This is a genomic window from Flavobacterium filum DSM 17961 (assembly GCF_000425465.1).
In the GTDB taxonomy this organism is placed as follows: domain Bacteria; phylum Bacteroidota; class Bacteroidia; order Flavobacteriales; family Flavobacteriaceae; genus Flavobacterium; species Flavobacterium filum.
The window spans coordinates 19326-33152 of sequence record NZ_AUDM01000003.1; the positions used below are offsets into that span (position 1 = coordinate 19326).

Genomic DNA, 13827 nt, shown 5'->3' on the forward strand with positions numbered 1-13827 from the left:
TATTCCTAAAAAAATCACTTTAAGCACCTTTTTCCCTACCTTTGCACCCAATGAAAAAGAAATTAGCCATACTAAACCTGTATTTAATGTCGGCAGTATTGTTCACGATACTGTTTCAGTCATTGCATACCTATCAATATTTAGTGGCTGATGATGTTGAGGAAACCGAAGTGTGTCATCATTCTCACGATGGTTTTTCGCATCAACATTCGGAAGAGGATTGTTCCATTTGTGACTTTCATTTTTGGTTTTATATCCAGCCGGAAGTTTTAACCTATCGATTTGATTTCCCGATTAAACCTGTTCCCTATTTAATTAAGGAACAAGCCATTATTTCTACCTTTTCAGGTTCCCTTTTTTCGCATCGCGGACCGCCGCAAACCGTTTAAAATTTTAGAAACAAAAAATAGTCATTTGCTACATCAATAGTAATGACTCCATGTGTTTTATATTTTGAACCGGAAAATGCGATACTTAATTATCCTTTTCTTCTTGTTATGGTTTGGATTTTCGAGTTATGGTCAATTCACATTAAGTGGAACAATCACCAACGAAAAAAACCAACCGCTAACCGGAAGTCACATTCATACCAAGTACCTGAATACGGCCAGTAATCCAATTGGCGAATTCGAAATCAACGGTTTGCCCAAAGGCGAATTGCGGGTTTATATTTCCTATTTGGGCTATACAACCTGCGACACGTTGGTGGATATGACCGAAGATGTGGTGCTGAATGTACAATTGAAACCTTCCGAAACGAAATTAGAATCGGTTACCGTTAAGCAAAAAACGACCAAAGTCAGCAGTAGTTTATCGGAACAACGCATTTCAAAAGCTTCAATCGAGCGAAATAGTTCCAAAACATTAGCAGATGCATTGAAGGAAGTCCCGGGCGTTTCACTTTTACGTACCGGAACGACCATTGTCAAGCCGGTGATTAACGGTCTGCACAGCAGTCGAGTGCCCATTTTTTCCAATCAAGTTCGCTTAGAAGACCAACAATGGGGAACGGAACACGCTCCGAATTTTGATTTGAATGCGGCCGGAAAAATTTCGGTTGTCAAAGGAGCTTCAGGTTTGCAATACAGTGGCGATGCGGTGGGCGGAATGGTGATTATCGAGTCAATGAGTGTGAAGCAAGATACGTTGTTTGGTAAAACGATTGTCAGCGGTTCATCCAATGGTCGTGGCGGAACAATAAGTTCGAGTATTCACAAAGGAAATTTGAAAGGTTGGCGATGGAATGCGTTGGGAACATTCACTTATTTTGGTGATCGGGAAGCTCCTGATTACATTTTATCCAATTCCGGAAATCGAGAACTGAATTTTTCAGGCGATGTTTCGTATATAAAAGAAAACTATGAACTTTCTGCTTTTTACAGTTTGTATAATGCCACGATTGGAATTTTAAGTGCTTCGCATATTGGAAATGTGACCGATTTGTATAATTCCATCAACAATCAAGTTCCGTATAGAATTGATGATTTTACGTATTCGATTGAACAACCCAGACAAGCCATTCATCATCATTTATTTAAGTTCAATTATTTGCAAAGATTTGATGAAAGCAGTTCGATTTCTACTTTTTATTCGCTTCAATTCAACAACCGAAATGAATTTGACATCCGTAGAGGAGAAAATGTCAACAAATCGGCTTTGGATTTGGAATTAACAACACATTCTCTTCAATCGGATTACAAAAAAGAATGGGAGCGATTTACGTTGAAAACCGGAATCAGCGGATTATTTCAAAATAATTTTGCCAATCCAAGAACCGGTGTGCGACCATTAATTCCAACTTATGTTCGATTTGATGGAAGTGGGTATGGCATCGGAACCTATGAAATCAAAGAGGATTTGATTGTAGATGGTGGCATTCGTTATGATTTTTCAACCATCGAAGCAACGAAATATTATTTGAAATCCCGTTGGGACGAACGCGGTTATCAAGGTGATTTTGGTGACATTATTATAGGTGAAGCGGCAAGCCAATGGTTGACCAAACCAAGGTTTACCTTTCATAATGTTTCTGCGAGTTTAGGTGTACGAAAAGATTTTCAATCGGATTGGAAATGGTTGAATAACTTGAGCTTATCCAACAGAAATCCCAATCCATCTGAATTTTTCTCGGATGGTTTGCATCATTCTACCGGACAAATTGAGTTGGGTGATTTACGTTTGAAAAAAGAAGAATCACTTAAATTTTCTTCTTCTTTATCGAAAAATGGAAAGTCTTTTTCAATGGAAATCAACCCGTTTTTGCATTACATTTCCAATTTTATGTATTTGCGACCCATTGGTTTTGAAACTACGATTCGCGGAGCTTTTCCAGTTTGGGAATTTCAACAAACCAATGCTCGTTTAATGGGACTCGACTTTCATTCGACTTGGAACATCCATTCCAATTGGCAACATAAATTTTCGTTTGCCTACGTAAACGGCGAAGATGAATCCAAAAATCAACCGTTGATAGACATGCCGCCGATGACGATTTCTTCTTCCATCGACTTTAAAAAACCGAAGTGGAACGGATTGCTTTTAGAGCTTCAATCAGAGACCGTTTTTCGTCAAAACCGTTATCCGAACTTCAATTTTGAAACGGATATTGTTTTGGATGGCGAATTTGTTCCGGTTTTGGTTGACATCAGTACTCCGCCAAAAGCGTATCAATTGTTTCATTTTTATTCGGAAATGAAGGTGAAGACTTTCAAAAATTTGGATACAACAATCGCATTATCCATTCAAAATATATTCAACACAAACTACCGTGACTACTTAAATCGCCAACGTTTTTTTGTTGATGAAATGGGTAGAAACATACAATTACAAGTAAAATTTAATTATTAAAAAACACAAAAATGAAAAATTTAAAAATCATGGCTTTGGCCTTAACAGCAATCTTTACGTTCAATTCATGTAGTAATGACGATTCTCCGGTGAACGAAGAAGAGGTAATTACCACCGTAATTGCTCGATTTGTGGGAGGCGGGCAAATCATTACTCTAACGTCAAGAGATGCAGACGGAGATGGACCAAATGCTCCGACAGTTACAGTAAGTGGCAATTTTGCAATATCAACAACCTATACCGGTACAGTTCAATTTTTAAATGAATTGGAAAATCCGGCTGAGGACATCTCTGAAGAAGTAGCAGAAGAAGATCTAGAGCACCAAGTTTTTTATCAAATTTCAAATAGTTTAGGTAATTTTAACTACGTTGATTTTGATTCCGAAGGTAAACCACTTGGGTTAGAATTTACCTTTACAACAGGAATAAATCCGGGTACAGGAAATATTACTGTCATCTTGAGACATTTATTAAACAAAAGTGCAGCAGGAGTTTCAACAGGTGACATAACCAATGCCGGCGGTTCAACCGATGCTGAAGTTTCTTTCCCAGTAGTTGTTGAATAAAACCGCTACATTCCATTACAAAAAAGCAAATTCAAAATAATGAATTTGCTTTTTTTATTTCATATTGTGATTTTTATAATGTATTTTTTATTAATTTAGACAATTTAATAGCGATTTCTAACCAAAAACACATTTATTATGAATTCACAATTTACTAAATTAATGAGAATTTTACTTGGGGCTATTCTTGTTATTTTCGGTTTGAACAAGTTTTTAAACTTTATACCGGCTCCTGAACTACCAGACAACGCTGCAGAATTTATTAATTCGCTAGCTTCAACCGGTTATGTTTTACAAGTAGTAGGAATTGTAGAAATTATTATTGGCACTTTTTTACTGCTGAATAAATGGGTTGCTTTTGCTTTAATTGTTTTGGTTCCAATTTCCGTTAATATTTTACTTTTTCATTTGTTTTTAGATATTCCCGGAATAAGTGGAGCATTATTAGTAGCGGTAATAAACGGTGTTTTGATGTACAAATTATGGCCCAAATACAAACCTTTATTTAACTAAAATTAACAACTCGATTGTTTACATTTGTACATCAATCAATTATTTCAATGAAAAAATCTTTATCAACAATTGCAATTGTTTGTGTGATGAGTATGAATGCACAAACCAGTTCTCCTATTCAATATCCTGAAACAAAAAAAGTTGACGTAAAAGACACTTATTTTGGTACGGAAGTAAACGACCCTTATCGTTGGTTGGAAGACGATCGCTCAAAGGAAACAGAAGATTGGGTAAAAACCCAAAATGAAGTGACTTTTAAATTTTTAAACACCATTCCTTATCGTAATCAAATTAAAGAACGATTAGGAAAATTGTGGAATTACGAACGCATTTCTGCTCCTTTTAAAGAAGGAAATTATACCTATTTTTATAAAAATAACGGTTTGCAAAATCAATCCGTTTTATACCGAAAAGACAAATCAGGTAAAGAAGAAATTTTTTTAGACCCTAATACATTTGCAGCGGACGGAACAACTTCGTTGGCCAATTTAGAATTTTCAAAAGATGGTTCGCTCGTGGCTTATTCTACTTCGGAAGCCGGAAGCGATTGGAACAAAATCATCATTATGGATGCTTTTTCAAAAAAAGTGCTGGAACAACCCATAGTTGATGTAAAATTCAGCGGCATTTCTTGGTTAGGAAATGATGGTTTCTTTTATTCTAGTTATGACAAACCAGAAGGAAGCGAACTTTCTGCCAAAACCGATCAACATAAATTGTATTACCACAAATTAGGCACTTCTCAAAAAGAAGACAAAGTCATTTTTGGACTAAACGAAAAGAGACGTTATGTGGGTGGTGGTGTTTCTGAAGACCAACAATACTTGATTATCACGGCGGCTAACTCTACAACCGGGAACGAGTTATATATTAAAGATTTAAGTAATCCAAATAGTAAGTTAGAAACGATTGTAGATAATTTCAATAGTAATAATTATATAATTGATAATGTTGGTTCAAAATTATACATCGTAACGAACTTGAATGCTCCTAACCAAAAAATTGTAACGGTGGATGCAAAAAACGCCAAGCCTGAAAACTGGAAAGATTTTATTCCGCAAACGGATTATGTGTTATCTCCTTCAACCGGTGGCGGATACATTTTTGCCAATTATATGAAAGATGCGATTTCACAAATTGTTCAATACGATTATAATGGAAAAGCAATTCGCGACATTAAATTACCTGGCGTAGGTTCTGCCGGAGGTTTCGGTGGAAAAAAGACGGAAAAAGAATTATACTTCTCTTTTTCCAATTATGTCACACCCGGAACCATTTACTCTTTTGATCCCAAAACCGGAACATCAAAAGAATACCAAAAACCGAAAGTAGATTTCAATTCTACGGATTATGAAAGTAAGCAAGTGTTTTACACTTCTAAAGACGGCACAAAAATTCCGATGATTATTACCCATAAAAAAGGAATAAAATTGGATGGTAAAAACCCTACCATTCTTTATGGATATGGTGGATTCAATGTAAGCTTAACACCAAGTTTCAGTATTACCAATGCTGTTTGGATGGAAAATGGCGGAATTTATGCGGTGGCTAATTTACGTGGTGGCGGTGAATACGGTAAAAAATGGCACGATGCCGGAACACAATTGAAAAAGCAAAACGTATTTGACGATTTTATTGCTGCCGGCGAATATTTAATCGCTCAAAAGTATACGTCATCTGATTATTTAGCTATTCGCGGTGGTTCTAACGGTGGATTATTGGTGGGAGCGGTAATGACGCAACGTCCGGATTTAGCAAAAGTCGCTTTACCGGCGGTAGGCGTGTTAGACATGCTACGTTACCATACGTTTACAGCAGGAGCAGGATGGGCGTATGACTACGGAACAGCTAACGATAATAAAGATATGTTTGAGTATTTAAAAAACTACTCGCCAGTTCACAATGTAAAAAAAGGAGTAAAATACCCTGCTACTTTAGTAACAACCGGTGACCACGATGATAGAGTTGTTCCTGCACACAGTTTTAAATTTGCAGCTGAATTACAAGACAAACAAGCGGGTGAAAATCCGGTGTTGATACGAATTGATGTGAATGCCGGACATGGTGCCGGAAAACCAATTTCCAAAACCATTGAGGAAAATGCCGATATACAAGCTTTTACGTTGTTTAATATGGGGATAAAGAAAATCTAGCTTTCAACATTTTTTTTCATATAACCATTAAGAAATTAAGGTTCATTAAGAAGTTTGACTTAATGAACCTTAATTTCTTAATGGTTTAATACTATTTGATTCTAATACTCAATCTTCCCCAAATAACTCATTTGTCTAACAATTTTATTCTTTCTACGATTGATGTAATTGGAAGAATTAGTTGCTTTAAATTTTCTTGGATTAGGTAAAATTGCTGCAATTCCGGCAGCTTCACGTGGAGTCAAGTTAATCGCGTCTTTTCGATACCATACGCGTGATGCTTCTTGTGCTCCATAAACCCCGTTACCCATTTCAATACTATTTAAATAGACTTCCATGATGCGTTCTTTTCCCCAAATCAATTCGATTAAAACAGTGAAATAGGCTTCCAAACCTTTTCGTAAATAACTTCTTCCTTGCCATAGAAAAACGTTTTTGGCCGTTTGTTGCGAAATGGTACTACCGCCACGCAGTTTTTTTCCTTTTTTGTTGGCTTCCATTGCTTTTTCTATCGCTTCAAAATCAAAACCATTATGCGTTAAAAAATGACCGTCTTCACTGGCAATCACCGCTTTTTGAAGATTAATCGAAATTTCTTCTATCGGCACCCAATCGTGACTGCATATCATTTCTTTGCCTTCCTTTTTTTGTTCGAAGGCTCTTATTCCCATTAAAGGTGTAAAAGGAACCGGAACAAATTTATAGAGAATGACCATAAAAATAGAAATTCCAAAAAACCACAACATTGCTTTCCAAAGGAAACGGAATATTTTTCTTATCATACAAAATGAATTATTCTCCAAAAGTAAATAGAAAAATAGAAAATGTTGTTTTATTTATGTTTTTATCAAAGCTACTCCTTCACCAACCTATAACTCCCCACTAATTTGCCATTATTTTTTACTTCAACGATATATACTCCTATTGCATAATCACTAGTATTCAATTGATATTCTTTTATCCCTTCTGCTTCTTGATTCAAGAGTATTCTTCCTGCAAAATCATATACTTTTAGCGATACCTTTTCAAGGGTATTTTTAAAATAAAGGGTTGTAGTTTCTTTAGCCGGATTAGGAGCAATAACAACCGGAATTTGTTGAAAATCACTAATCGACAATGTGCAACCCTCCACAGGAATATACAATGGAGTAGGTGATGTAGTTGTCGTACCATTGCCATACTGCCCAAATTGATTGTTACCCCACGCCCATAGTGAGCCATCTGATTTTAACGCAACTGCGTGAAAGGTACCGCCTGCTACCGCTACCCAATTGGAATCAGTACCAATTTGAACCGGAGCATTACGTTGAGTAGTGGTGCCATCGCCTAATTGACTTTGGTCATTTCTACCCCAAGCCCATAGTGTACCATCAGATTTAATAGCATAAGAAGATTGGAAACCTGCTGAAACATACATCCAAAATTCTTCCCCTAGTCTTCTGGCTATGAATTGATTAAATCCCGTACCGGCTTGACCGTTTGCATTACCTCCGAAAGTCCATAATTCACCATTGGTTTTAAGACCTAATAAATGATTAGCACCAACGGATATATACTCCCAGTCGTTGCCCGGCCATAATTGAGTCGGGTTGTTGATTGTAGAGACCCCTGAATCACCTAACATACCCCCATTAGTACCCCAACCCCAAAGCGTTCCATTTTCTTTGATGGCTATACCATTTCTTACATGACTAGCTTCTACTTGTTTCCAATCGGTATCAGGGTTAATTTGAACGGGTGACAATACATTACTACAACAAGTTACCGCACTTCCCATTTGTCTGCCATCGTTTTGACCCCAACCCCATAAAGTGCCGTTGGTGCGAATCCCGAACGTATGAGCAGTACTAGATATGTGTTTCCATGTAGCATTCCCAATTTGAGAAAATGTTGATTGACCTACAATAGCACTTCCAACTCCCAATTGACCATATTGATTTGCACCAATTCCCCATAAAGTACCGTCATTCCTCAAAACAAATGTATTTTCTGATCTACCTGCAATTACAGACAACCAATTAGTTTCTGTTGATAATTGTATTGGAGTTAATTCAGGAATAAAATTTTCATTACCCATTTGATAACCATTGTCAGAACCCCAGGTCCAGAAGCTATTATTAGTCTTTAATGCAACAATATGATAAAGACCTGAACTTATCTTCGTAAAGCATTGAGAATATATATAGTTATTTAGTAATATAATTAAACTAAATACAATCTTTTTTAAACATATTTTCATCTTGTAATTTTTAAATGATTAAACAAAGCTGATGACTTAATCAACAGCTTTGTGATTTTTATTGTTTTACAACTTTATGTTGTGATACAATCTGCCCATTGTTCTTTATCACAGCCACATAAATCCCACTCGGTAATGCATTCATATCAATCGTGTAGTGTCCTTTTTCTTCCTTGATTTCTTTAGAATAGATTAGTCTTCCGGTCAAATCAAATAAATAAAGTTGACTATTCATTTTAACGTTTTCAAAATCAAAATACAGTATACCTGTAGTTGGGTTGGGTGTAAAAGCCACTTTTGATTGAATGTAATTGTAGTTGTCTTTTTGGGTTTCAACAAGCTTTTCAGTAGTATTGTTTTCCACACAACTCGGTATGAATAATTTGAAATCATATAAACAGACTCTGCCTTCGGCGTCTGTTCCGGTGAGTAGAAATTCAACATCTCCCCCTTGATAATTGCCTAAGGGTACAATTGTAAATGTGTAAGTTGTTACCCCCGGTGTTATGGTAAAAGCAGCCGGTGTAATAATCATATTTGGTTGAGAGGAAAAAACTGCATTCAAGGTTTGTGTGCTGTTAATCTCAAGTTGAATGACATAACTACAGAATTTGTTTTCTTCTCTTGTAATGTCTCTTTTTTCTACTTCTAATTCGCATTTATCATCACTTCCATCCCATTGAATTGAAATAGCTGTGTTGTTTTGAGCAAAATTTGCTTGAGTAGTAATCAAAAAATAGAAACCAAACATTATTTAAAAGAATTAAGTTAAGTGTTTTAATTTGTTCGATGTTGGATGTTCGAGAAGTGGTAATCTTACATTCATAAAAAGTTGTTTAGTAGTTAACATTTCAAATATAAGAAAAGAAATACAAAAAACAAACAAATTTTTTTGCTAATTTTCTAACATTCAAGGAAGTAATTTTTTTTCCTACTAAATCTGCTAATTCTTTACCCACCAAGCTACCAATCGCAACCCCCATTCCGCCAAGACGAACACCACAAAAAACATTTTCGCTTAACTGTTTCACAATTGGCTTTTTATGATTGCCAACGCCCATAATTCCGCTCCAGCGATGTTCAATTTCAAACGATTGGTTGGGCAAAATTACTTCTTTTAGCAATTGCTCCAACTTGTTTTGAATTATTTCTGTTTGAGCTAATGCTGTTGTGGTTTCTCCATCAAAATCTAAATTTCTTCCTCCACCGAGTAGTATTCTATTTTCAAAATTTCTAAAATAATAATAGCCTTTATCCAAATGAAACGTTCCTTTGATATCTAAATTAGGAATTGGTCTAGTAATCAGAACTTGAGCTCTTGCCGGTTTTACTTCTCCATTGATCAGTTCCTTCGCAAATCCGTTTGTAGCAAAAAACAATTTTTTGGTTGGAAAGGAAAAATCTTCTAACTCAACTTCTACTGCATTATTTTTTTCAATAAACGAAGAAACAGTTTGTTGATTTAAAATTAGAATATTGTTTTGAACTGCTAGTTTCAACAATTGTTGCATCATGTTTCCGGTATCAATCTGAGCTTCATAAGGATTGAAAAGTACATATTCTTGTATTCCCTGAAAAGCAAATCGATCCACTTCTTTCGAAAAAACATCATTTTTAAACAACGGTTTCAACAATTCATTGATAAACGGTAGTTTCTGCAAACATTCTTCATACGTAGATTCATCTTCTTTCAAAAACAATTCATATCCGCCAAAAGGTTTCAAATCTAACGCTTCATCACCAATTCGCTTACGAAGTAATTGTAATCCTTCCCATCTTTTTTGAACCAATTGCAACACTTCTTCTTCTGTATGCGAATGCAAATCGTCCAAGATTTCAGAAACGGAACCAAAGCAGGCAAATCCAGCATTTTTTGTACTCGCTCCTTGCGGAAGAACACCTTTTTCGAGTACTAAAATTTTAGCAGAAGGAAATTTTTCCCGTAATTCAAGTGCACAATGTAATCCTACAATTCCACTACCTACAATGGTAAAATCCACATTTGTAAACCAATTTTTAAGTTCCCAAAAACTAAGTTGCATCTTTTTGAAAAATTTTCATAAATGTACTTTTTATTTTCTTGTTTGAAAATATTTTCAAGAAAAGGCATCATTTTTTGTATTGAAGTCATTGTAATATTTGAATTTTAACATTATGCTTGTTATTATAATAAGAAATCAATCACTATTTTTTAAAATTGTTAATAAAATAGTAAAATCATCTATTAACAGCATGAAAATAATTTTACATTTGAATTTAATTAACTTAAATATTTAACCATGAAACTTAAATTACTCTGTGTCTCACTGTTGGCAAGTATAAGTTTTTCTGTTGCCCAAAGTACTTCTCCTTGGACAAAAGTTTCAACTTTTTCTTCCGGAGTGTTGGAAAGTCGTCTTGATCTTCCCCAACAAAATTTATTTAACTTAAACGTAGAGGCTGTGAAGCAGTCTTTAAACACCGTTCCTAACCGATTTTCGTCTCAAAAAAACGGTATCGTAATGGAATTTCCAAATGAAACGGGGAAAATGGAACGCTTCAGTGTTTTTGAAAATTCACAAATGGAAGCTGCTTTAGCTGCACAATATCCTGAGATTAAATCGTATATCGGAATTGGGATTGATAATCCTACCTCAACCATTTATTTCAGTATTTCTCCATTAGGATTCAAATCAATGCAACTAAACGCAGGAAAATCAGCTGTTTTTATTGAACCTATTTCTTCTGATTTGACCACTTATACCGTATATCGCAAAGCAGATAAAGTAAAACACTTTTCTCCTTTTGAATGTGGTGTAATTGACACGGTAAATGAACAAATTGACCCTTCTACATTACGTCCAAATGCTGATGATAGTACATTAAGAACTTTTCGTTTAGCTTTATCATGTACTGGAGAGTATGCAACCTATTTTGGCGGCACAACGGCTTTAGCTTTGGCCGCTATGAACAATACAATGACTCGAGTAAATGGCGTTTTTGAAAAAGATTTTGCCATCAGAATGGTTTTGGTTGCCAACAATAACTTGGTTATTTATACAAATGCTTCAACTGATCCATATTCTCCTGCTACAAGCATGTCGAATTGGAATAATCAATTGCAAACTACTTTAACCAATGTTATTGGAGAAGCCAATTATGATGTTGGTCACTTATTTGGTGCTACTGGTGGTGGTGGAAATGCCGGTTGTATTGGCTGTGTTTGTGTAAACAATCAAAAAGGTAGAGGTTATACTTCTCCAGCAAATGGCGTTCCGTCTGGCGACACCTTTGATATTGATTATGTTGCTCACGAATTTGGTCATCAATTTGGTGCTAACCATACGTTTTCAATGAGCAACGAAGGAACCGGAGCGAATATGGAGCCAGGTTCTGGATCAACTATTATGGGTTATGCCGGAATTACAAGTCAAGATATTCAACCCAACTCAGATGCTTATTTTCATGCTATTAGTATTCAACAAGTAACCAATAATGTGAAAGGAAAAACCTGTCAAACCAATACAGCAACAGGAAATGCGGTGCCTACTGCCAATGCAGGATTAGATTACACCATTCCGAAAAGCACGCCATTTATGTTAACCGGTTCAGGAACCGATGCTAACGGCGATGTGTTAACATTTAACTGGGAGCAATTTGACAATGCGGCATCAACCGCAACTGGTGCAAGTTCTGCAGCAAGTGCTACAAGAACTACAGGGCCTACTTTCAGATCTTACAATTCAAGTACTTCTCCTGTTCGTTACTTCCCAAGAATGCAATCTGTTTTAGCGGGTGCAACTACAACAGCAGGTACAGAAATTACTGTTGAAGCCTTACCATCAGTAGCCAGAACAATGAATTTCAGATTAACTGTTCGTGACAACAGAGAGGGTGGTTCTGCTAACAACAGTGACGATATGGTTGTGACAGTTAATGCAACAGCTGGACCATTTACAGTAACTTCACCAAACGCAGCTGTTTCATATGCCGGTGGAAGTTCACAAACTGTAACATGGAACGTAGCCGGAACAACGGCGAACAATGTAAATTGTGCCAATGTTGATATTTTAATTTCAACAGACGGTGGAAATACTTGGACAACTTTATTAACTGCTACACCTAATGATGGTTCACAAGCGGTAACAATGCCAAACGTGAGTAGCTCTACCTGTCGCATTATGGTGAAAGGAAATAATCACATTTTCTTTGATGTTTCTAATGCTAATTTTACGTTGACAACAGCTGTAGCTGATACTACTGCACCAACGGCACCAACGAATTTAACCGCTGCCGGTACAACTCAAACTTCCACAAATTTATCTTGGACAGCCTCTACAGATAATGTAGGTGTGACTGGTTATGATGTATATAGAGATGGTTCATTACTTGCTTCTGTAACCGGAACAACTTATACTGCAACAGGTTTAACCGCATCAACGACTTATTCTTTCTTTGTTCGTGCAAAAGACGCTGCCGGAAATGTTTCTGGTAACAGTAACACCGTTTCAGTAACTACTCAATCTGCTCCTGCTCCTGATACAACGGCTCCAACAGCTCCTACATTATCAGCTTTAGGAACTACACAAACTTCAACAAATTTATCATGGTCTGGTGCAACCGATAATGTAGGTGTCACTGGTTATGATGTGTATCAAAACGGAACTTTCTTAGCATCAACAACAGCAACTACCTATGTTGCAACAGGTTTAACAGCTTCAACCGCTTATACTTTTAATGTTAGAGCAAAAGATGCTGCCGGAAATATTTCGGTGAATAGCAATACGGTTAGTGTAACTACTTTGGCTAATACTACTGTAACTTATTGTGCTTCAAGAGGAAATAGCACAGCGGATGAGTTCATCAATAGAGTACAACTAGGTTCTATAAATAATTTATCGGGTAACAATGGCGGATATGGTAACTTTACTAATTTATCAACTAATTTAGTAAGAGGAACTAGTAATGCAATTACAATTACACCGGGATGGACCGGAACTGTTTACAGTGAAGCATATCGTGTTTGGATTGATTGGAATAGAGATGGTGATTTTGCCGATGCTGGCGAACAAGTTTTCAACAGAAATCGCACAACAGCAACTCCAATTTCGGGAAGTTTTACGGTGCCAACAACGGCTCTTTTAGGTCAAACCAGAATGAGAGTTTCAATGAAATACAATGCTTCTCCAACTTCTTGTGAAACATTCTCATTTGGTGAAGTAGAAGATTATACGGTTAACGTTGTTTCTTCCGGTAGAGAAGGTGAAGTAGAAATTGAACCTATCGTGAGTAGCAGCATTAAATTATATCCAAATCCGGTGAAAGATGGAAACTTATTCATTTCATCAGAAACGGTTTATTCGCAATTCAGAATTATTAACGTAATGGGTCAAGTGGTGCAAACCGGAACTTTATCTGAAAACACAGTGAATGTTTCCTCGCTAACAACGGGTACTTATTTACTTGAATTAGTAAACGAAACGAGTTCAGAGACAAAACGTTTCATTAAACAATAAAAAAATAATATCCT

At 36.2% G+C, this 13827-nt stretch carries 10 protein-coding genes and 1 pseudogene; 6 read left to right on the forward strand and 5 right to left on the reverse strand.

The window, feature by feature from the left end:
* Positions 1 to 50: 50 nt before the first annotated feature.
* From H601_RS0100080 to H601_RS0100100, 5 genes are all read left to right on the forward strand, one after another.
* Positions 51 to 389, forward strand: coding sequence for a hypothetical protein (locus H601_RS0100080; RefSeq protein ID WP_026709615.1), 339 nt, complete (start codon positions 51 to 53; stop codon positions 387 to 389).
* A gap of 76 nt (positions 390 to 465) precedes the next feature.
* Complete coding sequence (locus tag H601_RS0100085) at positions 466 to 2847, forward strand: TonB-dependent receptor (RefSeq protein WP_026709616.1); 2382 nt, start codon at positions 466 to 468, stop codon at positions 2845 to 2847.
* Between the two features lie 11 nt (positions 2848 to 2858).
* On the forward strand, positions 2859 to 3413 hold the full coding sequence (locus tag H601_RS0100090; protein WP_026709617.1) for a hypothetical protein: 555 nt from the start codon (positions 2859 to 2861) through the stop codon (positions 3411 to 3413).
* 138 nt (positions 3414 to 3551) lie between these two features.
* Complete coding sequence (locus tag H601_RS0100095) at positions 3552 to 3926, forward strand: DoxX family membrane protein (protein ID WP_026709618.1); 375 nt, start codon at positions 3552 to 3554, stop codon at positions 3924 to 3926.
* A gap of 47 nt (positions 3927 to 3973) precedes the next feature.
* Positions 3974 to 6079: a prolyl oligopeptidase family serine peptidase gene (locus H601_RS0100100; RefSeq protein WP_026709619.1), complete on the forward strand. Its 2106-nt coding sequence runs from the start codon at positions 3974 to 3976 to the stop codon at positions 6077 to 6079.
* 101 nt (positions 6080 to 6180) lie between these two features.
* Here H601_RS0100100 and mtgA read toward each other — a convergent pair whose 3' ends face one another.
* The 5 genes and pseudogenes from mtgA to H601_RS14910 all read right to left on the reverse strand — a co-directional run bounded on the left by mtgA (position 6181) and on the right by H601_RS14910 (position 10360).
* The gene (gene mtgA, locus H601_RS0100105; RefSeq protein WP_026709620.1) at positions 6181 to 6861 is read right to left on the reverse strand and encodes a monofunctional biosynthetic peptidoglycan transglycosylase; all 681 of its coding nucleotides are present in this window, start codon (positions 6859 to 6861) and stop codon (positions 6181 to 6183) included.
* 71 nt (positions 6862 to 6932) lie between these two features.
* Entirely contained in the window at positions 6933 to 8156 is a 1224-nt protein-coding gene (locus tag H601_RS0100110; RefSeq protein ID WP_169628239.1) for a T9SS type A sorting domain-containing protein, read from the reverse strand.
* A 21-nt stretch (positions 8157 to 8177) separates the two neighbouring features.
* A pseudogene (locus H601_RS16915) lies at positions 8178 to 8318 on the reverse strand (hypothetical protein); the annotation flags it as partial.
* 58 nt (positions 8319 to 8376) lie between these two features.
* Positions 8377 to 9069 carry a T9SS type A sorting domain-containing protein gene (locus H601_RS0100115; protein ID WP_026709622.1) on the reverse strand — a complete coding sequence of 231 codons (693 nt, stop codon included), beginning with the start codon at positions 9067 to 9069 and terminating at the stop codon, positions 8377 to 8379.
* A gap of 100 nt (positions 9070 to 9169) precedes the next feature.
* Positions 9170 to 10360: an NAD(P)/FAD-dependent oxidoreductase gene (locus H601_RS14910; RefSeq protein ID WP_084139903.1), complete on the reverse strand. Its 1191-nt coding sequence runs from the start codon at positions 10358 to 10360 to the stop codon at positions 9170 to 9172.
* Between the two features lie 237 nt (positions 10361 to 10597).
* On the opposite strand from H601_RS14910, the gene H601_RS0100125 reads away from it, so the two are divergent.
* A complete protein-coding gene (locus H601_RS0100125; protein WP_026709623.1) occupies positions 10598 to 13813 on the forward strand; it encodes a reprolysin-like metallopeptidase in 3216 nt (1071 codons plus the stop codon).
* The last annotated feature ends 14 nt before the right edge of the window (positions 13814 to 13827 follow it).